We start from the raw sequence: 22,438 nt of genomic DNA, 5'->3' as shown, positions 1-22,438 counted from the left end.
CCAAATCAAGCAATGGGAGGCCCCCGAAAGAAGGATGTTCTATGGCATACAACAAGTCTGATCTCGTTTCGAAGATTGCGCAGAAGTCCAACCTGACCAAGGCTCAGGCGGAAGCTGCTGTCAACGCCTTCCAGGATGTCTTCGTCGAGGCCATGAAGTCCGGTGAGGGTCTGAAGCTGACCGGTCTGTTCTCGGCCGAGCGTGTCAAGCGCGCCGCCCGCACCGGCCGCAACCCCCGCACCGGTGAGACCATCAAGATTCCGGCCAGCTATGGCGTGCGTATCTCTGCCGGCTCGCTGCTGAAGAAGGCCGTCACCAACAAGAAGTGAAACCAGCCTTGCTGCAGGGCCCCGGCATCCGTGGATGGATGCCGGGGCCCTTCTTGTTGGAGAAGACCTAAGGGAAGTCCCGCAGTGCGAACTGGGCTTCTAGACGCAAGGTTCCGCGGCACTCTTTAGAAAGTCCATCAGGCAGTGATATCGAGGCGGGCCCAGATGGTCGAAGGGGTCGGGCAGGCCCACCTCGACTCGGCGAGAACCCCCTAGGACCAGGTGGCTCCAATCACATGACCATGTGCGTGTTCCCGTGTCTGCTGCACGGACGAATTCACCACGCAGACGGGCCCGGGTATCCTCTGGAGGTCGATTCATGGCATGCTCCACCTCGGAGTCGTCGACAGGCGAGCGCATGAGCCCATGCCTGACCAGGCCGGGGAAGGATCTTCCCGCACTCAGATCGTGATAGTCCAGATTCATCGCATCGGCCAGATCCTGTCCGGCGCCTCGTCGGTTCAAGCCCTTGAGCAGCCGCAGCTTGGCAGCCCAATCCACCCAGTCAGCCAGATCCTGCCAACGCCCTGCGTCCAGCGCATCCAGGGCCGACCTCCAAAGATGCAGGGCGCGCAGAGCCTGGGATCGGTCGATGCCTATATCCTCCTGCTGATCCACCAAGGCATTGCAGGCCGACCAATAGGTCTCTTGCAGATTCAGAGCGCTGATGCCACCGGTCTTTGTGGCAAGGGTTACCCTGCCGGTCCGATCCCTGCTGACGGCTCGGATGGCTGCACCTGGATCAGCCAGGGCCCAGTCGGCCAGGTCCGGCCGGCAGCCCCGGCGACAGGCCTGCTCAATCAGGTTCAGGACCAGGTGGGTGCTGGCCATCTTGAACCAGGTAGCCAGCGGAGACCGGTTGGTATCCCCTACGATCACATGCAGACGCCGCCATCGTTCAGGATCAGCCAATGGCTCGTCACGGGTATTGACCATGGGACGGGCACGGGTGGTGGACGAGGAGACCGCTTCGTCCAGAAAGTCGGCCCGCTGGCTGAGTTGGAATCCATCAGGACTCAGACGACCCGCCCCGGTGATCAGCTGCCGGGTGACCAAGAAGGGGACCAGGCAGGCCCCTACCATGTCCAAGGGGACTCGCCGGTCCAGCAGGTAATTCTCATGGCAGCCGAAGGCATGGCCTTGGGCATCCACATTGTTGGCAAAGACGTGAACCTTCACTGGCCTGCCCAGGTTCTCCGCCAAATGTTTCCGGGCGCGCTCCGCAAGATCGGTCATGATCCGCTCCCCTGCCAGCACCTGTTTCAGGGCTGTCAGCGGATCACGGGCCTCGGCAGTGGCATACTCCGGATGGGAGCCCACGTCCAAGTAGAGCCGGGCGCCATTGGGCAGATAGATGTTGGTTGACCCGTGCTTCTCAATCAGAGGCCGGAACATGGCCATAGCCACCCTGCCGGCGGTATATGGGCCACTGGCGCCGGTCAGGCTCAGTCCATACTCGGTCTCGATGCCGAATATCCTGCGAAAGTCCGAGTCAGTACCCTGCCCGTCCGCCATGAATCACTGGCCGCCCTTCTGGACGAAGCCCTGAACATATTCCTTGGCGTTGGTCTCCAGGGTGGTCTCGATGTCATCCAGGACGGCATCCAGATCGGACTCCGCCGCCTGGTCCTGCTCACGTGCCCCGGTCTGCGGCAGGTCCTCTTCCTGTTCCTGCTGCTGCCCGGCTACTATGCGCCGTCCCTGCTGTGATGCCTCAGCCATGGTCACTCTCCTTCCCGGCGCGGATCAGCGCCCGCTCAGATAGGTGTCCAGATCCTCCGCGATAAGTCCGTTGGTGGCCACCACGTCGTTGCTGCCCTCCCAGCGCACGTGTCCTCCGTCCCAGCGCCAGAGGGTACCCTTGGCCTCCCGGACCACGACAGCCGCCGCGGAGACAGCGGGGATGTCCCAGGAGTGCAGGGCCGGTTCGAAGTAGGCGTCGTAACTACCGTCCGCCACCCTGCACAGGTCCAGCGAGACCGGACCAACGCGCTTGATATCAGCAGGCTTGCCAGCCATGCGTGAGACGATCTGCAGTACCTTTTCGGACTCGTTGGGGAAGTATGACATGCCGAAGCTGATCACAGATCCATTCAGGGTGGTCATAGTGGAGGGGATGATCTTCTCCCGCTTGTCACCCACGATAGTCCGTCGGATTCTGATCGCGCCCTGGCCCTTGGCGGCCAGATAGGTCAGGCCCAGGACCGGCGCGTGCACGATGCCCAGGACCGGTGATGCGTGGCCCTTCTCATCCACGGCAAAGAGGGAGATGGTCAGCGTCCATTCGGCCATGTTGCGTACATAATTGACCGGTCCGTCGATGTGGCCCAGGCACCAGTAGCGGCCACCCGGACGACGGTTGCCGGCCTCCTCCTCCCAGAAGCCGTCCATAGGGTCCAGGGCGGCGATCTTGGTCCTGCAGTATCGGATCAGACGCGTGTCGATGCCCGGCGAGAACTGGGTGCCCTGGCCGATGGCAGAGGTGGAGCGGGGATCGTGGGGGTTGATCTGGTCCTGAAGGGCATGACGGCCGGCCTCCACAGCAATAGTGGCGGCCTGCATGGCCAAATCGCGCAATTCCATACTTCTCTTCTCTTTCAAACGGATGGTCAGGCATTGCCGACCGTGGTCAACCGGTGGTCGTCCGGTCGAATATCGAACTATTTTCTGCGCTATGAGCAGTATATGTCGCGGTCATCCCGGCAGGAAGACCGTGTGTGACCCAGCGGATCGGACAGGTCCACAACCCTGGTTGCAGGCCCTCCCTCCGGTCCCTGCTCCTCAAGAACGACACGACTCCAAGAGACGGCTCTGACCGCATCGGGACAGCGGTGAAGCAACTGGGAACGGCACCAGGCCCGAGTCTGCTCCGGACCCTGGTCCATGGCCCTGACGACCAGGTCGGAATCGGCCAGTTGCAGGACGGATCCCCTGAGTCGCCAGGGCAGGTCACGGCCGGGATCCACTCGCGCCCAGGCCAGATCCAGGGCCGCCAGACGGGCATCCGACCAGTCCGGCATGGCCCGGCGACGACGCAGACGCTCCAAGAGCTGCCACTTGAGCAGCCATTCCAACCTGCCTGCCTGGTCGTGCATGACCAAACGGGCCTCGTCATCACCCGAACGCACCATAACCAGATCCTCGAGCACCTGGTTCCATAGGTCCAGAACCCGGTCATCGGCACAATCCGGCCGGTCAGAATCGCGTCTTACCTGCCTGGCCGCATCCAGCAACGCACCTTGGATGGTCAGTGCATCGGCGAATCCTCCGTTCGCCAAGGCCAGTGGCTTGGTCAGGGTGAAATCTCGTGAAACCGTGTGCAGGGCCGACACCGGATCATCCAGCGTCCAGCGATCCAGCAGCTCATCGACCTGGCTGGTCGAATCGCCCTCGGACTCCAAGAGACCCAGCAGCAGATCGGTTGTTCCCAGCTTGAGAACCAGGGGCGCATCCAACCGGTTGGCATCACCCACGATCACGTGAAGACGGCGACTGTCCGGCCCTGCATGTGACTCGTCCCTGGTATTGATGATCGGCCGACCGAAGGTGGTCTGCAGTCCAATGCGGCTGGTCAGATAGTCGGCGCGCTGGCTGAGCTGGAAGCCGGCCCCCTCGCTCCTGGGCCCCAGGCCCACTCTGCCAGAACCGGTGTAAATCTGCCTGGTGACGAAATGAATGGTCATCAGAGCCGCCACCCTGGCGAAGGGCACCGCCCTATCCATCAGATAATTCTCATGGGATCCCCATGCGGCACCCTTGCCGTCCACGTTGTTCTTGTAAAGAGCCAGGCCCCCGGCCCTTTCCGCGGCCCGGGCCATCATCCGGTCCCCCGCGCGGTCCTGGACCAGCGCGTCGAAGGCATTCACTGTTTCCGCCGAGGCATACTCGGGATGAGCATGATCCACGTAAATCCGAGCGCCATTGGGAGCTGCCACATCGATCAGTCGGGCACCGGGCGCATCAGTGAGCATGCTCGGAGCGGCAGCGGAACGCGGCAGCCGACCTCCCCTGGCATCATTGACCGGATCCTCACTCCCGTAGTCCCAGCGGATGTGAGCCAGGTCCGGCTCGGCTGCAGCTCTTACCAGACGCAGGGCCAGTGCACGCGGATCAGCGTCAGGATCCCGGGGGTCGGCAATGGCGTACTCAGTCTCGGTGCCCATAACCCGCCCGGCATTCATGACCGCTCCTCTGGCTCGCCGACCGGGCGAACCTCCTGGACCTGTCCTGGGCGCAGTCCGGCCAGATCGGCCCAGCGGTCCGGGTCCTGTCCGCGAAGTTCCTCCAGAGTGTCCTCATACTGCCCGTGGACCGCCCTCAAGCAGAACCGACGGTCAAGACCAACCTGTCGGCCTTGTTGGATGGAGGCCTTGACCGCCATGGTCTTGACCCGATCAACCAGGTTGTGCAGCATGGCGCCGGAGACCACAGACTCCAGGTAGAGGGGCTGCCAGCGGCCCGTGGCATCCATGATTCTGCCCAGCAGGTGGTCATCATCCCGGGCGAAGAGTCCGTCGACCAGTACCCTGATCAGCCCTTCAGGCCCGGCACCATCGTCCATGGGCATATCGGAGCCCAGGTACTTGCCCAGAATCGCGGCTGACCTGGTCCTGTCGGGCCGGTCGATGCGGATTTTGACGTCCAATCTCCCCGGGCGCAGAACCGCCGGGTCAATCATGTCGATGCGGTTGGAAGCGCCGATGACCATGACCTGGTCCAGGGACTCGACACCGTCCAGCTCTGTCAGAAACTGGGGGACGATGGTGGTCTCCACATCCGATGAGATGCCTGACCCCCGAGTGCGGAGCAAGGCGTCCATCTCGTCGATGAAGACCACCACTGGACCACCCTGGCCTGCCAGGCTGCGGGCCCGAGCGAAGAGACGGCGAATCAGGCGTTCGGACTCGCCCACGAACTTGTTGAGCATCTCGGGGCCCTTGACCGAAAGAAAGACCCCGTGGCCGTCGCTCTCCTGGGCCAGGGCGCGGGCCAGTGCCTTGGCGATCATGGTCTTGCCATTGCCAGGCGGCCCGTAGAGCAGAACACCCTTGGGGGCCCGAAGCCCGTAACGATGCATCAGATCAGCGTGCTGGAAGGGCAGCTGGACAGCATCACGGATACGCTCGATCTGCCTGTCCAAGCCGCCAATATCAGAGAAGTCCACGTCAGGAGTCTCCTCCAGCAGCATGTCGGATTGGTCCGACTCAGGCAGAACAGCCAGGGCCACTGAGCAGCTTTCGTCCATGAGCAAAGCGCTGCCCGCCTCGATGGGCAGGTCCTGCAGAGACCCTGCCCGTGCAGCGACGCGGGTCTGTCCGGAGGAATCTTCCACCAGCAAGGCACCGGATTCCAAGGTCTCCCGTAGCGTGCGGACCTGCCCTGTCACCGGCTGATCGCCCACACGCACCACAACCATATCGGCGTTGAGCAGAACCTCCTGGCCGGCCCTGATCCGTTCGGCGCGGATATTGGGTGCCAGGGGCACCACCATCCGCCTGGAACCGTTCAGGATCAGCAGGCGGGCCTGCTGCACCCCCTGGCTGTCATAGGCGACAGAATCCACTCCCAAGGCCAGGGCGACCGACAAGGGCGGCTGGCCCAGCTGGGCCAACTGACTCTTGGCCTTGGCCAGTTCCTTGGCGGCCCTGGTCAGCGCCGCAGCCAGGGCCCGGTTGCGCCGATCCCCGGCCTGGTCCTGGTCATTTGCATCGTCGGCCTGGTCAACATCATCGGACTGCATGGCTTCTCTCCTTCGTCCGTCCCTGGAATCCCCGCTCGGCCTGGACAGCCAGCCGAGCGGAAGGGCTCAGCTGCAGCATGCCCCTTCCTCCAAGCGAGCGCCGCGGGCCCAGTCCATGGCCTTCATGGCACGCTTGCCGGCAGCCTTGACCATCTGCAGCTCCAGTGGCAAGGTCTTGGTGCCCACCCAGAGGTGGCGACGGTCCATGGCCAGGCGACCCGGTTCCAAATGCGAGGGAAGACCGGGCTCATCCCCTCGGGCTGGTGCAGCCTTGAGTACGGTCAGTCCCGTCTGCCCGTCCTGCGGATCATCGCCCTGCCGGTACATGCACCAGGCTCCCGGTTCCGGGTTGCAGGCCCGGATCTGCCGATCCAGGGCAAAGACGGGCACGTCAAAACGCATGCGGGCATCCTGGTGGGTGATTTTGGCAGCCACCTGGTAGGCGCCCTGCGGCTGCTCCTTGGGTTGAATCCGACCTTCCGCAAGGGCCTCCAGGCTGGCGGCCAGCAGGTGGGATCCGTCCTCAGCCAGCCGACCCAGCAGCTCGCCCGAGGTCTCGTGCGGTCCGATCTCCACCGTGGACTGGGACAGGATAGGCCCTTCATCCATACCGGCCGTGAGCCGAAAGACCGTGGCTCCAGTGATGGTGTCCCCGGCCCAGATGGCACGCTGGACCGGCGCTGCACCCCGCCACTGCGGCAGCAGGGAAAAGTGCAGGTTGTACCAGCCACCCTCAAAGGCATCCAGGACCGGCTGGCGCAGAATCCGCCCGTAGGCCACCACAGCCGCATAACTGGCACCCGTATCCTGCAGCCGCGCCGGAAAATCCGGATCGGAAGGATTGTCCTCAAGAACGGGAATCCCCAGCTTCAGGGCCTCAGCCTTGACCGGGCTGGGATGCAGATGCCTTCCACGACCCTGGGGAGCGTCGGGCCTGGTGAGCACGGCAGCAACCCGGAAATGCTCCTGGTCGGCCGCCAGCAATCTCAGAGATGGCAGAGCGACCTGAGGTGTGCCCGCAAACAGCAATGTCATGACCATATCGGCAATCTCCTTTTCATCTGGCGGCTTTCGACCTCTGCATTTCACTGCACCTGAGGAATATTCACCCCTGCCTCGATCAGGGCGGTGCGCAATCCGTAGGGGTCACTGAATCGCAGGCTGCGGATGCCGGCCTTGTTGGCACCCACTACATTCATACCCTTGTCATCCACAAAGAGGGTTCTGTCAGCTTGGATTCCGAACTGATCAAGGGCATAGTGGTAGATGGCCGGGTCAGGCTTGCGCATGTGGATGGGCCCGGAGACCACCACCCCATCCAGCCTATGCAGGAAGGAGTCGCCGTCCCAGGCGTAATGGAAGAGCTCGGCACCCCAGTTGGTCAACCCCCAGACGCCTATACCAGCCGCCTTCAGGTCCTCCACCAGCATGCGGGCACCGGGAACAGGACCGGTCAGTGAATCGATAAAGTGGTCACAGTAGTAGGCGAACATGGCATCCCAGGGAGCCCCGCAGTTGGCGCCCACCCAATCACGGGCCTGGGCACAGGTGGCTCCGCCGTCCATCATGTTGTTGGCCCGGTAGAAGCCGGAACGGCTATCGTCCAGCATGGCCTCGATGCTCCTGCGCCCGTATCGGGCCACCATGGCCATCTCGGGCTGCCAACGAATCAGGACATTGCCGAAGTCAAAGATGACCTGTTCAATGGGCCGACCCTGGGCTTGAGCCGCTTCCTGCTCAGCCTGGATCACATCTGCCTCAACCCGGATCTCGCCCGGCCATCCCTTCATGACTCTCCGCCTTTCCTGAATCCGTTCATATGCGCCTCTCCTGCGCCCCCTCATGAAACCACGCCGCATAGACCCCGTGCATATCCGCCTGGAGCGCCAATCAGGTCAGATCCTTGGGATCCATCCGGAAGCGCAGCTCTCCTCGCCCGCGACCGGCCACGTACCTGGCCTGAGCCTGTTTGAGATCGTCAGCCAGCTTGTCCCGGCGGCTGGTGGGCACCCGAACCAGGGCTCTGACCCTGTCCTGGGTTCCCTCCAGATAACCCACTTTCAGTGTGGACGGCGCTGGTATGGGCACAGGCCCAAGTAGGGCAGGGACCGGCTCAGGGCCAACTTCTGTCACAGCCTCCTGACCCGGCGCGATCCCGACGGCGTCCAGCATCCAGATGACGGCCTCCCTTTCGCCCCAGATTGCAGCCATGCCGACCGCAGGGGGCATGGCAGTCAGCCGACGGTCCTTCAGGTCGGCAGCCGCCAACACCGGCCCCTGCCAGGTCATCAACGCCTGGGCCAGCTGTGGATCACACTCTCCCAGAAGAAGCACCTGCCCCCCCTTGGCCCGGGGGCGACAGAATGATGCCACGCGCATCCAGGCTCCCAGAGTGTCCATACGTGCATCGACGCCAGGGGCATACAGGCTGGTCCAGGCATCCAGAATGGCCACGGCCCGGTATCCTCGCGACAGCCGTGGCAAACCCGAATCGCCAGTGTCCTTATTGTTATTGTTGCCATCGACGCTCGAGCCAACCACCCTGGGCTCAGCGCCCGGGGTGGCGATGACCAGACTGGGACGATCCTGTACACGCTCGACCACCCCACGGGGCTGACTGGCCGAAGATATGACGATTGGTACATTTCTGAAAAGCATGCGCAGCTCCTGTGCCGTCCCGGCGGCGCCCACCCTGACCACTCGGAGCCGTGAACCCCCGCAATCCGGACAAGACCAGTCCGTGGCCGCAGCCCCGCACCAAGCGCATCGGGGCGCGCCAGGCCGCCGCGCCCGCAGGGGCCCGGTGCAACGCGAGCAACGAGCCTGATGATGGCAGCGAGCACAACTCAGGCTTTCGAAGATGCCGTCCTGAGGGATGGACAGTAGAACCGGACCACGCTCCAAGGCTTTGTTTATAACGGCGACGGCGGTGTGAGGAACCCGGGCGCCTATGGTCGGATCAGCCAGATGGCTTAGTTCCTCTCGGTTGAGCCAGCGAATCCAAGGCAGCAGGGTCGTCACTGCAGACCGGTCAAGCGTCAAGGCTGTGCCTGGACCGGTCACTCCGGATTCTGCTTCAATGGCTTCGGGCAGACTCTCCCAGTGGGAACGCACGCTTCTGGCACGGCACATGGCCAGGAAGACACCGCCGTGGGCACGCGCCCGCAGCCTCAGCACTCCCCGGGCATTGGCGTAGGGCATCATCCCGTCGGCGTACTGGTAGCTGGCATCGTCCATCAGAGCGAAGAGGGCGGGACCTTCCACCGGGGCGTACATGGCAGCCCGCAACCCGATGGCGCAGCGGACCTGGCCTGAGGCCAGCGCGAGGTATGCCCTGTAGCGTTCGGCAGGAGCCATGCCGCTGTCCAGAATGGCGAAATCACCGGACCAGCCGTGGGCCTCCTGGTGTCCAGGGCCTGCGGTGACGGGAGGGCCGAAGGGATGCAACCCCAGCTGTTGGAGGACTGCGGACAGATGAGCCACCTGACGGGTGCCCGGCAATACCATAACCGCCGATCGACCGGCCAGCAGGGCCTCTATCAGTACCCTGGCAGCAAGTAGAGCGGCCTGGTCCATACCGGGCAGAATGTCAGTCAGATAGGCGGCGAAGGTATCCTCTTCCAGCGACTGATCCAGTTTCTCCAACCCTTGATAGCCCGGATCAAGCTCCAGTTTCAATTCCTTCTGCCGCTGGGCCAGTCCTGCCACCCAGGCAGGGTCGGACGCCAACCGAGGCTGACCGGGAACCAGCTGCTGCTCCTTGTCGATGCGGGCCACACGAGGGGGCAGAGCCAGCCGCAGAATGTTGGCCTCAGTACCTCCATAGGCCCTGGCGATGGCAGTGATGTCCGCGCGCAGAGAAGGTGAAATCAGGCTACGATCCAACACCACCCGCTCCAGGAAGCGCAGGGAGGCGCGGGAAACCTGGCTGTCTGCCACACGCGCCCAGATGATGCCGTTGACCCTGCGCGCCCCGAACCGGACGCGAACCAGGCATCCCGGCTGTGCATGACCGTCCTGGTCGGCATCCACCAGATAATCAAAGGTCCCACCCAGATGAGTGGCCTGCACGTCCAGCACCACCCGTGCCACAGGGAGTTCATCGGCCGGTCGGCGCGGAGGTTTTTTTCGACTGCTGCTCGAACGACGGCGCGGAGCAAGACCGTCCAGGGCGGGCTGACTGACTTCCTGCGAATCCATGACTCCTCCCCTCGCTTTGACAATTAAGAGGGCCACGGCGGATTCCCCAGTCGATGACCTGGGAACCCGCCGTGGCCCTTGATGAACAGCTACTACCTGGTCATGCCGATGGCGGCCTTGAGCTCGCCCACCTTGTCCACCTGCTCCCAGGTGAAGTCGGGATCCTCCCGGCCGAAGTGCCCATAGGCTGCAGTCTTGGCATAAATGGGCCTCAACAGATCCAGCTCATCGATGATGGCAGCGGGCCGCAGGTCGAAGACCTCGCGCACGGCCTGCTGGATCTGATCTCGGCTGACCCCCTGCTCGGTGCCATAGGTCTCAACGTTGACGCTGACCGGATCGGCCACGCCAATGGCATAGGCCACCTGGACCTCGACCTTGTGGGCCAGTCCAGCGGCCACGATGTTCTTGGCCACCCAACGCGCGGCGTAGGCAGCGGATCGGTCGACCTTGCTGGGATCCTTGCCGGAGAAGGCACCGCCTCCATGATGGGCCGCACCGCCATAGGTGTCTACAATGATCTTGCGCCCGGTCAGTCCTGCGTCAGCCGCAGGGCCGCCCAGAATAAAGGAACCGGTCGGATTGACCAACACCCGGTAGCCCTGGTGCTCGACGGCCTTGCCGCAAATGCGATCCAGCACGGGCGTGATGACATGCTCCGTCAACTGCTCCTGCAGCCAGTCATGCCCAACCTCGGGATCGTGCTGGGTGGAGATGAGGACCGTGTCCACCCGGCGGGGGCGGTCATTCTGATCGTATTCGATGGTGACCTGGGTCTTGCCGTCAGGCCGCAAATGAGGGATGATCCCCTCCTTGCGCACCTGCGCCAGTCGGAAGGCCAGCTGATGCGCCAGATGGATGGGCAGGGGCATGAGCGTGTCTGTCTCATCGCAGGCGTAACCGAACATGACCCCCTGGTCGCCGGCCCCCTGGGACTGGTAACGCTCCTCACGGGTGGCAGCGTTCTCCTGGCTGGCCGACAGCCGTTCCACACCCTGGTTGATTTCCTTGCTCTGCTCGCTCAGGGCCACGGTCACGCCGCAGGAATCCGCATCCAATCCAATATCGGATGAGGTGTAGCCGATTCTGCGCAGCACCGACCGGACCTGGGACTGAATGTCCGTGTAGCCCTGGGATGAGACTTCTCCGAAGACGAAGAAGAGGCCGGTCGCCGCCGATGTCTCCACAGCCACATGCGAGTGCGGATCCTGGGCGATCAAATCGTCCAGGATGGCATCGGAAACCTGGTCGCAGACCTTGTCAGGATGGCCCTCGGTCACCGACTCGGCCGAAATCAGCCGTCGTTCTGTCATTTCATCCACCTTTACCTTGAAACCGTCACCGCCCGAGGACCCTGCACTGAGAGTCGAAAGGTTCAGTTGCCTTCGCTCAGATCGTCCTCGCCCAGGGTCTCCTCAAGCAGGCCTTCGTTGATCTCGCGGAAGGCGATGGACAGAGGCTTCTCCTGATTCTGGTACTCGACCAGGGGGCCGACGTTCTGCAGCAGACCCTCATTGAGTTGCGTGAAATAGGAATTGATCTGACGGGCCCGCTTGGCCGCGAAAATGGACAGCGCATACTTCGAATCGGCGTGCTTCATGAGATCGTCGATGGGAGGATTCGCAAATCCCTGCGGATGGGGCTCGGTACCGAATGCCATAAGATGTTTCTCCAATTCAACTGGATGAACCATTCATTCAATCTGTATGATTTTACCGCCCGGGCTCGATTTTAGCCTCAGATGCTTTGCTGCCGGGAAAAGCATTGCAAGCACGCCGAAAATTCCAACATGTGGTCATGTTCGGGCCGCCGCTGTCCCTGTTCACTTGAATGAAACTATGCAGATGCGATCAGCCAAATTGATGAAGGAACGAGAGTTCGCGGGCGCCCGTGCTCTCTACCGTGCCGCTGGCGTCAAGGGTGAGGACTTCGGCAAGCCCATCGTGGCCATCGCCAACTCCTTCTCCGAGTTCGTGCCCGGCCACGTCCACCTGAACAAGGTAGGGCGCATGGTCTCCAAGGCCGTCAAGGAGGCGGGCGGCATCCCCCGTGAGTTCAACACCATCGCCGTGGACGACGGCATCGCCATGGGCCATACCGGCATGCTTTATTCTCTGCCCAGCCGTGACCTGATCGCGGATGCCGTGGAGTACTCGGTCAACGCCCACTGCGCCGATGCCCTGATCTGCATTTCCAACTGCGACAAGATCACGCCGGGCATGCTGATGGCCGCTCTGCGTCTGAACATTCCCACGGTCTTCGTCTCCGGCGGCCCCATGGAGGCAGGACGCACGGTCATGCCTGACGGAACAGTCAAAGAGAGCACCGATCTGATCGACGTCATGTACGCCTCGGCTGACGACAGCATCGACGATGCCGGCCTGCTGGCCTTGGAGAAGACCGTCTGCCCCACCTGCGGCTCCTGCGCCGGCATGTTCACCGCCAACTCAATGAACTGCCTGACCGAGGCCATGGGTCTGGCCCTGCCCGGCAACGGCACCACTCTGGCTTCGCACACGGCCCGAAAGATGCTCTTCGAGCGGGCTGGCAAGCTGGTCGTCGAAATCGCCAATCGGTACTACCAGGATGACGACGACTCGGTCCTGCCGCGTTCCATCGCCACCAAGAAAGCCTTCGAAAACGCCATGACCATGGACGTGGCCATGGGAGGATCCACCAACACCGTCCTGCACATCCTGGCCGCCGCTCAGTCGGCGGATGTGGACTTCACCCTGGACGACATCGAGCGCATCTCCCACACGGTCCCCTGCATCTGCAAGGCCTCCCCCTCCGGAGACTGGGAGATATCCGACGTCCACCGGGCTGGCGGCATCTGCGGCATCCTGGGTGAGCTGGATCGAGGCGGGGTACTGCATAAGGACACGCATTCCATTGATTACCCGGACCTGGAGTCCAAGCTCAACGACTGGGACATCATGCGACCCACCTGTCTGGACCAGGCCAAGGAGCTCTACCACGCAGCGCCCGGACACATCACCTCCCCCGAGCCCTTCAACCAGTCCAAGGAATGGAAGGATCTGGACACCGACCGCATCAATGGTGCCATTCACGACCTGGATCACCCGGCCGTCTCCGAAGGCGGTCTTGCTATACTGCGCGGCAATCTGGCCCCAGACGGCTGTGTGGTCAAGACCGCAGGCGTGCCCAAGGAGATCTGGAACTTCCGCGGACCGGCCTTGGTTGTCGAATCACAGGAGCAGGCCGTGGAGGTCATACTCAACGGCACCTTGCACAAGGGTCAGGCCCTGGTCATCCGTTACGAGGGACCCAAGGGCGGCCCAGGCATGCAGGAGATGCTCTACCCCACCTCATTCGTCAAGGGCAAGGGCATCGGCAAGGACGTGGCCCTGCTGACCGACGGCCGCTACTCCGGCGGCTCATCAGGCCTGGCCATCGGCCATATCGCTCCCGAGGCTGCCAGCAAGGGCCCCATCGCCCTGATCCGCAACGGCGACATGATTCGCATCGACATCCCCAACCGACGTGTGGACGTCGAGCTGAGCGATGAGGAACTCGCCCAACGCCGCGCAGAACTGGAGGCCGGCGAAGGCTATGTGGCCCACAGGGACCGCAAGGTCTCCCTGGCTCTGAAGGCCTACGCCGCCTTCGCGCGTTCTGCAGACAAGGGCGCCACACGCGACCCGGATCTGATCAACCGGTTGTCCGGCCTGGACTGATAAACCCAAATCCTCCAATCGGGCTCTTACTCGATTGGGGGATTTTTGACTCTTCTGAAATAAAGGCCAAGTAAAGGCCAGGTGCTCAGAGACCGTATTCCTTGGCGATTGCTTCCCAAAGCGTCCGGGCTGCTTTATCCACGCTGTCGTTGACTATGACCTGATCGAACTGACCCTCGGAGGCCAGCTCCACCTTGGCGGTCTCCAGCCTGCGGGCACGCTGCTCCTCATTTTCAGTTCCCCGCATGTTCAGCCTGGTGACCAGATCCTGGAATGAGGGCGGCGCCAGGAAGATATAGAAGACTTCCAGGCCCAGTTCCCCCGCCCGTTGGCGGACACGATGCGCCCCTTGCAGGTCGATCTCCAGAATTGTGGGCACACCTGCTGCCAGATGATCCAGGACCGGCTGCAAGGGAGTGCCGTAGTAGGACATGCCATGGACCAGGGCGGTCTCCAGAAAATCTCCGGCAGCCTCCCTGCGGGCAAACTCCTGCTCATCCATGAACCAGTAGGTGACGCCGTCCTTTTCGCCTGGACGAGGTGCCCGGGTGGTAGCCGAGACGGAGACCCAGACCTCCGGGTGAGCATGGCGCAGGGCTGCTTCCACAGTACCTTTGCCGACGGCTGTGGGCCCCGTCAGCACGATCAACCGGCCGCCTGTCTTCCCCTGCCTCCTGGTCTGTTCCCCCGAAGAGTCCTGAGAAGAGTCCTGACTCGACATGTCGGCACCGCTGATCGCTGACACGGCCACTTCCTTTCCTAAAGGTCACCCTCCGGCGTAACTGGACCGGAACATGGGTCAATCATATAGCCAGCACCTACCTGGCCTTCTCCAGCTCCAACAGCCGTGCCGCGTGTTCCTGGATGCTCATGACCTCATAGTCGTCTTTTTTGACCACGTCAATGGCCATCAGGGCAGCTGAGAACTCGGTAATGGTTGTGAACTGTGGCAGATCAGCTGCTATGGCAGCCACGCGAATCAGATAGCCATCGGAGCGCGAACCCCTGGAGCTGGGCGTGTTGAGGATCATGTCGATGGCCCCGTCCTCGATAAGCTGGACAGGATTTCGGCCCATATGTCTTACCCCGTCGGCATCAGTGAAGGCCTGCCCCTGCTCCTCCCCGTCGCTGATCTTGTCGACAACAGCCACGTCGAAGCCGTACCGACGCAGGACGGAAGCTGTGCCACTGGTGGCGCAGATGCTGAAGCCCTGATCAAGCAGACGGGCGGCCAGCATGGGCAGCTGGCGCTTGTCCGCGTCATTGACCGACAGGAAGGCGACCCCACCGGCGGGCAATCCGCCCTGGTATGCGGCCAGCTGGCTCTTGGCGAAAGCATGCGGGAAGTCCCGATCGAAACCCATGACCTCTCCGGTGGAACGCATCTCCGGACCAAGCAGGATATCCACGGTCCGGCCAACCGGAGTGCGGAAGCGCTTGAAGGGCAGGACCGACTCCTTGACAGCCACAGGCTGGCCGACACGGACCATGCCGCCGTCGCCGACAGGCAAGAGCAGACCATTGGCTCGTTGCTGCTCGATAGTCTCCCCCACCATGATTCGCGCCGCAGCCTTGGCCAGTGCCGTGCCTGTGGCTTTGGAAGCGAAAGGAACGGTCCGGGAGGCGCGGGGATTGGCCTCGATCACATAGAGGGTGTTGGCCATGAAGGCATACTGAACATTGATCAGTCCCTGGACCCCACAACCCTGGGCTATAGCCAATGTAGCCTGCCGCAACCGGTTGATCTGGTCGTCAGAGAGAGTCGATGGTGGCAGGGTGCATGCAGCATCCCCGGAGTGGACCCCAGCCTCCTCCACATGCTCCATGATTCCGCCGATATAGAGTTCTTGCCCATCATAGAGGGCATCCACATCAATCTCGATGGCATCCTGAAGGAACTTGTCAATCAGCAGGGGCGAGGGCAGGCGGCCAGAGACCACCGTATCGGCCTTGGCCTCCTCCAGGGCGCGATCCACGTAGGTGGCCAGCTGCTGATCGTCATAGACAATCTCCATGCCTCGTCCGCCCAGCACGTAGGAGGGCCTGACCAGAACCGGGTAACCGATGGCATGGGCCGCATCTCTGGCTTCATCCAGGGAAAGGGCAGTGCCGTACCGAGGAGCGTTCAGATGCTCCTTGCTGAGCACCTGACCGAAGAGCTCGCGGTTCTCAGCCAGGTCGATGGACTCGGGGCTGGTCCCCAGGATGGGTACCCCGGCGGCCTTGAGCCTGGCCGCCAGGGAGAGGGGCGTCTGTCCGCCCAGCTGAACGATGACCCCTTTGACAGGTCCCATGGCCTTCTCGGCCCGGTAGATCTCCAGGACGTCCTCGAAGGTCAAAGGCTCGAAATAGAGCCTGTCCGACATGTCATAGTCGGTGGAGACCGTCTCGGGATTGCAATTGACCATGATGGTGTCATAGTCCTTGCCCAGCTCCTGGACGGCGTGCACGCAGGTGTAGTCGAACTCGACCCCCTGGCCGATCCGGTTGGGACCCGAGCCCAGGATGATGACCGCCTCGCGCTGCCGGGGTCGCAGCTCGGACTCGTCGGCATAGCAGGAGTAGTAGTAGGGCGTGACGGCATCGAACTCGGCTGCGCAGGTGTCTACGGTCTTGTAGACAGGATGAAGACCGAAGGCCCAGCGCAGCTCCCTGACGACTGCCTCGCCCTGGTCGCCCATACCGCGCAGGTGGGCGATCTGCAGATCGCTCAGTCCCGATTGCTTGGCCCGACGCAGCAGGTCTTCGTCCAGAACCTCGGACTGGCGCACCTGAAGGGCCAGGTCATTGATCATGCTGATCTGCTCCAGGAACCAGGGGTCGATCCTGGTGGCCTGGTGAACCTGTTCCACAGTGGCTCCGCCCCAGAAGGCCCGCTGGATCTGCAGGTAGCGATGCTCGGTAGGGGTGTGCATGGCCTCCAGCAACCGATCCGTTTCGGCCTGGTCGGGCCGGGGGCCATCCCAGGAGAAGGTCATGTGCCGCTTGTCGATGGAGCGCATGGCCTTGCCCAGGGATTCACGGAAGTTTCCGGCCAGCGCCATGGCCTCGCCCACAGACTTCATCGAGGTGGTCAGGGTCGTATCCGCCCCGGGGAATTTCTCGAAGGTGAAGCGCGGGATCTTGGTGACCACATAGTCGATGGTCGGTTCGAAGGAGGCGGGCGTTGATCGGGTGATGTCGTTCTCGATCTCATCCAGGGTGTATCCCAGGGCCAGCTTGACCGCAATCTTGGCGATGGGGAAGCCGGTGGCCTTGGAAGCCAGGGCCGAGGAGCGCGAAACCCGGGGATTCATTTCGATGACGATGATCCGGCCATTCTTCGGATTCACGGCGAACTGGATATTGCATCCGCCTGTGTCCACCCCAACGCCGCGGATGATGGCGATGCCGATGTCGCGCATGCGCTGATACTCTCGGTCAGTCAAGGTGAAGACCGGGGCCACGGTGATGGAATCGCCGGTGTGCACGCCGACCGGGTCCACATTCTCGATGGGGCAGACCACAACCACATTGTCCAGGCGGTCGCGCATGAGCTCCAGCTCATACTCCTTCCACCCCTCGATGCCCTCCTCCAGAAGGATCTCATCGGTGGGCGAATAGTGGATGCCCGCACCGGCGATCCGCCTCAGCTCCTCGCGATCATGCGCGATACCGGAGCCCAGGCCGCCCATGGTGAAGGATGGGCGAACGACCAGGGGGTAGCCCAGTTCGCCGGCTACCGCCTCGGCCTCATCCAGGCTGTGGGCGATGCGGGACCTGGCTGATTCGGCACCGGCCTGGTCCACCACCTGCTTGAAGAGCTCACGGTCCTCTCCCCTGTCGATGGCCTCCAGCGAAGCGCCGATCAGCTCAACCCCGTAGCGCTCCAGCACGCCAGCCTTGCCCAGCTCCACGGCCGCATTCAGCGCGGTCTGGCCACCCAGGGTAGGAAGGAGGGCATCGGGCCGCTCTTTGGCGATGATCCGTTCCAGGAAGGGCAGGGCGATGGGCTCGATGTAGGTGGCATCGGCCATCTCGGGGTCCGTCATGATGGTGGCGGGATTGGAATTGACCAGGATGACGCGAATCCCCTCTTCGCGCAGCACCCGGCAGGCCTGCGTCCCCGAATAGTCAAACTCGGCAGCTTGCCCGATGACGATGGGTCCCGAACCGATGACCATGACCGAATGGATGTCCTGCCGCTTAGGCATGTGCCTTCCCTTCCTTGGCGTCCTGCATCAAAGTGACGAACCTGTCAAACAGATAGGAGGCATCATGCGGACCAGCCGCCGCCTCCGGATGGTATTGGACGGAGAAGGCCGGAATATCCAGGCACTCCAGACCCTCGACCACTCCGTCGTTGAGATCGACATGAGAGACCCGGACTCGACCATACCGGCCTTCACCATAGGGCGAAGGCACCGGGTCCCCCTTGGGCGCCTTGACTGCGAATCCGTGATTATGGGCGGTGATCTCAACCTTACCGGTGCTCAAATCCATGACCGGCTGATTGATGCCGCGATGACCGAATTTCAGCTTATAGGTCTCGAAGCCCAGGGCACGGCCCAGAAGCTGGTTGCCCAGGCAGATGCCGAAGAATGGCAGTCCGGCATCCAGAACCTGTCTGAGGAGCGACACCTCCCCGTTTGCGGTCGATGGATCGCCTGGACCGTTGGAGAAGAAAACCCCGTCAGGCCCCAGGGCCTGTATCTGCTCGATAGTGGTGTCCACGGGAAGTACGTGGACCCTGCACCCGCGCTCAGCCAGCCTGTGAGGGGTCATTGACTTGATTCCCAAATCCACCGCCGCCACCGTGCAGACGGGCTGGCTCCCCTGACGATCTCCGGTTGGTTCGACGATATAGGGCCTGTCCGTGCTGACCTCGCCGGTCAGGTGGGATCCACTCATCTGGGGGGCCGAACGGACCTGGTCAAGGAGTTCCTGCATGGTTCCAGGCCTGCCGCCGTCGTTGAACATTGTCTCCGGGCCTGAAAAAATACCGGCCCGCATGACACCTGCAGAACGCAAGTGCCGCACGAGCCGGCGGGTGTCTATATGACTGATACCGACGATGCCCTGATCGACCAGCTGGTCGTGGAGACTGCCACGGGCCCGCCAGTTGCTGAAGTCGGGGCTGGGTTCCCGGACCACATACCCTGCCACCCAAATCCTGTCCGACTCCCCGTCCTGGTCGTTGACACCGGTATTACCGATGTGGGGGAAGGTCTGCACAACGATCTGCCGTGCATAGCTGGGATCCGTCAGGGTTTCCTGATACCCCGTCATTCCGGTCGAGAAAACAATTTCACCTATGGTAGTGCCCACCGCTCCGAAGGCTCTCCCCGGATACACTTCCCCATCCTCAAGGATGAGCAAGGCCCGATTGGAGAAACGGCTATCGGAGGTGATGGTGTTGGTGTCTTTCAGGTTCACCGAACCCCCTTGATTACCGCGGATATTCGCACCCATATTAATGACCCCCATGGATTATGCCGGTCGAATCATCCACAAGACCGTTGGGTAAATTTCGCAGGATAGACTGCAGGTCAACCAGTCCGGATATGGCAAAAGGCCGACCTGATGCCCTAACAGCCAGCGGACATCGGTCGGCCTTTATTCGGATCATTGCTCAGTCGCCTGAAGGACGATCCACGCCGGGGGTCAGTTCATCCGGTAAGGTCAGTTTCAGCTGGTCCAAGCTTGGGGCCGACTGGTCGACCGCATGGTCAAGAACCTGGTCGGAATCGGAGTCCTCTCCTGCAGATCCCCTCGCTACCGATTCCGACTCGCTGCCAGCATAGGCGGACTTTGAGGAGGCAGGCTCGGAATCCGCAACCTCTGCTTTTGCACCATCGGATTCATCATCAGAAGTGTCCGCATCGGCCTCGGCATCAGCCAAGGCAGCGATCCGATCGGCTTGTTCGCGACGAGCCTGATGCTCATCCTTCTCCTGCTCCAAGGCGCTCAGAACGCCATGGATGAAGGAGGGAGCATCGGCATCCGACAGGGTTTTGGCCAAGGACAGAGCCTCATCGATGGCCACCTTGTCGGGGACGTCAGGGTTGTAGAGCATCTCCCAGGCGGCGATTCGCAGAATGTTGCGGTCGATGGCGTGCATGCGGCTCAGCGGCCACCGGGTGGAATGGGTCTGTAGGGACCCATCGATATCTCGACGGTGCTCTGCGACGCCCTCAACGATGGTCACGGCATAGGCGGGCAGAGGTGTCTGCGCCCCCGGCCGAGCCTTGCGCTCCTCCAGCAGGGAGAGGAAATCCTGGCTCTTCTCATCGGCCTCATACAGGGTGTTCAAGGCCCGCTTGCGGGCTGTGGAACGTGCCATGGATGTGTGGTTTCCGCCTTGCTCAGTTCTCGCGGCCCAGGTAGGAGCCGTCGCGGGTATCCACCTTGACCTTCTCACCCTCGCCTACGAAGAGGGGCACCTGGATCTCGGCCCCGGTCTCCACAGTTGCGGGCTTGGTGCCGGCGTTGGAGCGGTTGCCCTGGACGCCGGGCTCGGTTGCGGTCACGGTCAGCACCACGGATGCAGGCAACTCCACAGACAGAGGGTTGCCATCATGGAAGCTGATAATGCAGTCGGTGCCCTCAAGCAGGAAGCGCTCCTGATCGCCGACCAGGGCCTCGGGGATGTTGACCTGCTCGTAAGTGTTCATGTCCATGAAGACGAAGGAGTCGCCGTCCCGGTAGGAGTACTGCATGGTCCGATTGTCCACGGTCTCGAAGTCCATCTTCATGCCCGCATTGAAGGTGCGGTCCACGATCTTGCCCGAAAGGACGTCCTTGATGGTCGTGCGGACAAAGGCAGGCCCCTTGCCCGGCTTGACGTGCTGGAACTTGATGACAGTCCAAAGCTTGCCATCCAGGTTGATGACCGATCCGTTCTTGATGTCGTTGGAAGTCTGTGCCACCTTGATACCACCTCATTCTGATGAACGTTCCTTCGGAGGGCTCCTGGCCATCTGCCGAAAGCACCGGGCCACACAGGATCCGGCCCGCTCGCGATAAATCCTCGCCTATTATGCCACGGCGCATGAACACCGTGGATGGTCCGGCGGCGAAGCCCGCCGGATATGGGCGGGGCCCGGAATCACAGATAGGATTCCGGGCCCCGTCATTGGATCGTGTCGACAAGCGACAGGCAATCCTACTCGATGATCTTGGTGACTCGACCTGAGCCGACCGTGTGGCCGCCTTCACGAACAGCGAAGGTCAGGCCCTCCTCCATGGCGACGGGCTGGATCAGCTCGACGGAGAAGGTGGCGTGATCGCCGGGCTGAACCATCTCCACGCCCTCGGGCAGGGTGATGACGCCGGTGACGTCGGTGGTCCGGAAGTAGAACTGCGGACGGTAGTTGGAGAAGAACGGCGAGTGGCGTCCACCCTCGTCCTTGGTCAGCACGTAGACCTCACCCTCGAACTTGTGGTGAGGGGTCACGGTGCCGGGAGCAGCCACGACCTGGCCGCGCTCGACATCCTCACGGCCGATGCCGCGCAGCAGCAGACCGGTGTTGTCGCCAGCCTCGGCCTCGTCCATCTGCTTGTGGAAGGTCTCGATGGAGGTGACGGTGGTGGACTGGGTGTCCCGCAGACCGACGATCTCCACGTTGGTGTTCACAGGCAGCTTGCCGCGCTCGACACGGCCGGTCACCACGGTGCCACGGCCGGAGATGGTGAAGACATCCTCGATGGGCATCAGGAAGGGCTTGTCCAGGTCGTGGACAGGGGTGGGGATGTAGTCGTCGACGGCATCCATGAGGTCCTTGATGGTCTGGACCCACTTGTCGTGGTCGGGGGCATCGTCATGCAGGGCGCCGTAGGCGGAGGTGCGGATGACGGGGCAGTCACGGTCGAAGCCGTTCTCATCCAGCAGATCGCGGACTTCCTCCTCGACCAGCTCGATCAGCTCTTCGTCGTCGACCATGTCGCACTTGTTCAGAGCGACCAGGATCTTCGGCACGCCGACCTGGCGGGCCAGCAGCACGTGCTCGCGAGTCTGGGCCATGGGGCCGTCAGTGGCGGCGACCACCAGGATGGCGCCATCCATCTGAGCGGCGCCGGTGATCATGTTCTTGACGAAGTCGGCGTGTCCGGGGCAGTCCACGTGGGCGTAATGCCGCTTTGCAGTCTGGTACTCGATGTGCGCGATGTTGATGGTGATGCCGCGCTCCTTCTCCTCGGGAGCGGCATCGATCTGAGCGAAATCGTACTCGGGGTTGACGTCCGGGTACTCCTCATGCAGCACCTTGGAGATGGCCGCGGTCAGGGTGGTCTTGCCGTGATCGACGTGGCCGATGGTGCCAATGTTAACGTGCGGCTTGGTCCGCTCGTACTTTTCCTTTGCCATTGTGTTTTGTCCTCCTGGACGTCTCGTAGGTTGCCTGCGCGAACCACGCACAGAGCACTCGCTACATATTACTGGGTTATCAGGTTCTTTGCCACTTTTGCCCTCCGCCCAGTCAGCGCTACAAGAG

General features: G+C 62.4%; 18 protein-coding genes. 2 read left to right on the top strand and 16 right to left on the bottom strand.

All coding sequences use genetic code 11. From position 1 onward, the window contains the following. Window positions 1-41: 41 nt before the first annotated feature. Window positions 42-329, top strand: coding sequence for an HU family DNA-binding protein (locus H3T89_RS00875; protein ID WP_015022121.1), 288 nt, complete (start codon window positions 42-44; stop codon window positions 327-329). A 99-nt stretch (window positions 330-428) separates the two neighbouring features. Here H3T89_RS00875 and H3T89_RS00870 read toward each other — a convergent pair whose 3' ends face one another. The 10 genes from H3T89_RS00870 to rpoZ form a co-directional block, all read right to left on the bottom strand. Then, window positions 429-1,844, bottom strand: a complete 1,416-nt coding sequence (locus H3T89_RS00870; RefSeq protein WP_198215948.1) for a proteasome accessory factor PafA2 family protein — start codon at window positions 1,842-1,844, stop codon at window positions 429-431. Window positions 1,845-1,847: 3 nt separating this feature from the next. Further along, entirely contained in the window at window positions 1,848-2,051 is a 204-nt protein-coding gene (locus tag H3T89_RS09070; RefSeq protein ID WP_015022123.1) for a ubiquitin-like protein Pup, read from the bottom strand. 24 nt (window positions 2,052-2,075) lie between these two features. Next, window positions 2,076-2,912: an inositol monophosphatase family protein gene (locus H3T89_RS00860; protein WP_015022124.1), complete on the bottom strand. Its 837-nt coding sequence runs from the start codon at window positions 2,910-2,912 to the stop codon at window positions 2,076-2,078. Window positions 2,913-3,001: 89 nt separating this feature from the next. Next, entirely contained in the window at window positions 3,002-4,510 is a 1,509-nt protein-coding gene (gene dop, locus H3T89_RS00855; protein ID WP_198215947.1) for a depupylase/deamidase Dop, read from the bottom strand. Continuing rightward, a complete protein-coding gene (arc, locus tag H3T89_RS00850; protein WP_198215945.1) occupies window positions 4,507-6,069 on the bottom strand; it encodes a proteasome ATPase in 1,563 nt (520 codons plus the stop codon). The genes dop and arc overlap by 4 nt, the downstream gene beginning before the upstream one ends. 66 nt (window positions 6,070-6,135) lie before the next feature. Further along, window positions 6,136-7,110 carry a methionyl-tRNA formyltransferase gene (gene fmt / locus H3T89_RS00845; protein ID WP_198215943.1) on the bottom strand — a complete coding sequence of 325 codons (975 nt, stop codon included), beginning with the start codon at window positions 7,108-7,110 and terminating at the stop codon, window positions 6,136-6,138. 44 nt (window positions 7,111-7,154) lie between these two features. Beyond that, a complete protein-coding gene (locus H3T89_RS00840; protein ID WP_198215942.1) occupies window positions 7,155-7,859 on the bottom strand; it encodes an HAD family hydrolase in 705 nt (234 codons plus the stop codon). 100 nt (window positions 7,860-7,959) lie between these two features. Continuing rightward, window positions 7,960-10,269 carry a primosomal protein N' gene (locus H3T89_RS00835; RefSeq protein WP_198215940.1) on the bottom strand — a complete coding sequence of 770 codons (2,310 nt, stop codon included), beginning with the start codon at window positions 10,267-10,269 and terminating at the stop codon, window positions 7,960-7,962. 92 nt (window positions 10,270-10,361) lie between these two features. Next, entirely contained in the window at window positions 10,362-11,582 is a 1,221-nt protein-coding gene (gene metK / locus H3T89_RS00830; RefSeq protein WP_198215939.1) for a methionine adenosyltransferase, read from the bottom strand. A gap of 62 nt (window positions 11,583-11,644) precedes the next feature. Further along, on the bottom strand, window positions 11,645-11,929 hold the full coding sequence (rpoZ, locus tag H3T89_RS00825; protein ID WP_015022131.1) for a DNA-directed RNA polymerase subunit omega: 285 nt from the start codon (window positions 11,927-11,929) through the stop codon (window positions 11,645-11,647). Window positions 11,930-12,107: 178 nt separating this feature from the next. On the opposite strand from rpoZ, the gene ilvD reads away from it, so the two are divergent. Next, a complete protein-coding gene (gene ilvD / locus H3T89_RS00820) occupies window positions 12,108-13,967 on the top strand; it encodes a dihydroxy-acid dehydratase (RefSeq protein WP_198215938.1) in 1,860 nt (619 codons plus the stop codon). Between the two features lie 85 nt (window positions 13,968-14,052). Here the strand turns inward: ilvD and gmk are convergent, their stop codons facing one another. The 6 genes from gmk to tuf form a co-directional block, all read right to left on the bottom strand. Continuing rightward, on the bottom strand, window positions 14,053-14,688 hold the full coding sequence (gene gmk / locus H3T89_RS00815; protein ID WP_232348401.1) for a guanylate kinase: 636 nt from the start codon (window positions 14,686-14,688) through the stop codon (window positions 14,053-14,055). A 97-nt stretch (window positions 14,689-14,785) separates the two neighbouring features. Beyond that, window positions 14,786-18,160, bottom strand: coding sequence for a carbamoyl-phosphate synthase large subunit (gene carB / locus H3T89_RS00810; protein ID WP_198203448.1), 3,375 nt, complete (start codon window positions 18,158-18,160; stop codon window positions 14,786-14,788). Continuing rightward, window positions 18,153-19,382, bottom strand: coding sequence for a glutamine-hydrolyzing carbamoyl-phosphate synthase small subunit (gene carA, locus H3T89_RS00805; RefSeq protein ID WP_198216174.1), 1,230 nt, complete (start codon window positions 19,380-19,382; stop codon window positions 18,153-18,155). The genes carB and carA overlap by 8 nt, the downstream gene beginning before the upstream one ends. Before the next feature lie 196 nt (window positions 19,383-19,578). Then, a complete protein-coding gene (gene nusB / locus H3T89_RS00800; protein ID WP_198215937.1) occupies window positions 19,579-20,289 on the bottom strand; it encodes a transcription antitermination factor NusB in 711 nt (236 codons plus the stop codon). Between the two features lie 22 nt (window positions 20,290-20,311). Then, window positions 20,312-20,875 carry an elongation factor P gene (gene efp, locus H3T89_RS00795; protein WP_015022137.1) on the bottom strand — a complete coding sequence of 188 codons (564 nt, stop codon included), beginning with the start codon at window positions 20,873-20,875 and terminating at the stop codon, window positions 20,312-20,314. 236 nt (window positions 20,876-21,111) lie between these two features. Next, complete coding sequence (gene tuf / locus H3T89_RS00790) at window positions 21,112-22,311, bottom strand: elongation factor Tu (protein ID WP_015022138.1); 1,200 nt, start codon at window positions 22,309-22,311, stop codon at window positions 21,112-21,114. Window positions 22,312-22,438 lie beyond the last annotated feature (127 nt).

Source organism: Bifidobacterium sp. W8114 (genome assembly GCF_016101165.1).
Taxonomy (GTDB): domain Bacteria; phylum Actinomycetota; class Actinomycetes; order Actinomycetales; family Bifidobacteriaceae; genus Bombiscardovia; species Bombiscardovia asteroides.
This window is presented reverse-complemented; position numbering and strand designations above follow the sequence as displayed.

Excerpts from the sequence above, each read along its gene's own strand:
- H3T89_RS00875 (WP_015022121.1), top strand. The coding sequence starts at position 42 with ATGGCATACAACAAGTCTGATCTCGTTTCGAAGATTGCGCAGAAGTCC.
- H3T89_RS00870 (WP_198215948.1), bottom strand. The coding sequence starts at position 1,844 with ATGGCGGACGGGCAGGGTACTGACTCGGACTTTCGCAGGATATTCGGC.
- H3T89_RS09070 (WP_015022123.1), bottom strand. The coding sequence starts at position 2,051 with ATGGCTGAGGCATCACAGCAGGGACGGCGCATAGTAGCCGGGCAGCAG.
- H3T89_RS00860 (WP_015022124.1), bottom strand. The coding sequence starts at position 2,912 with ATGGAATTGCGCGATTTGGCCATGCAGGCCGCCACTATTGCTGTGGAG.
- dop (WP_198215947.1), bottom strand. The coding sequence starts at position 4,510 with ATGAATGCCGGGCGGGTTATGGGCACCGAGACTGAGTACGCCATTGCC.
- arc (WP_198215945.1), bottom strand. The coding sequence starts at position 6,069 with ATGCAGTCCGATGATGTTGACCAGGCCGACGATGCAAATGACCAGGAC.
- fmt (WP_198215943.1), bottom strand. The coding sequence starts at position 7,110 with ATGGTCATGACATTGCTGTTTGCGGGCACACCTCAGGTCGCTCTGCCA.
- H3T89_RS00840 (WP_198215942.1), bottom strand. The coding sequence starts at position 7,859 with ATGAAGGGATGGCCGGGCGAGATCCGGGTTGAGGCAGATGTGATCCAG.
- H3T89_RS00835 (WP_198215940.1), bottom strand. The coding sequence starts at position 10,269 with ATGGATTCGCAGGAAGTCAGTCAGCCCGCCCTGGACGGTCTTGCTCCG.
- metK (WP_198215939.1), bottom strand. The coding sequence starts at position 11,582 with ATGACAGAACGACGGCTGATTTCGGCCGAGTCGGTGACCGAGGGCCAT.
- rpoZ (WP_015022131.1), bottom strand. The coding sequence starts at position 11,929 with ATGGCATTCGGTACCGAGCCCCATCCGCAGGGATTTGCGAATCCTCCC.
- ilvD (WP_198215938.1), top strand. The coding sequence starts at position 12,108 with ATGCAGATGCGATCAGCCAAATTGATGAAGGAACGAGAGTTCGCGGGC.
- gmk (WP_232348401.1), bottom strand. The coding sequence starts at position 14,688 with ATGTCGAGTCAGGACTCTTCTCAGGACTCTTCGGGGGAACAGACCAGG.
- carB (WP_198203448.1), bottom strand. The coding sequence starts at position 18,160 with ATGCCTAAGCGGCAGGACATCCATTCGGTCATGGTCATCGGTTCGGGA.
- nusB (WP_198215937.1), bottom strand. The coding sequence starts at position 20,289 with ATGGCACGTTCCACAGCCCGCAAGCGGGCCTTGAACACCCTGTATGAG.
- tuf (WP_015022138.1), bottom strand. The coding sequence starts at position 22,311 with ATGGCAAAGGAAAAGTACGAGCGGACCAAGCCGCACGTTAACATTGGC.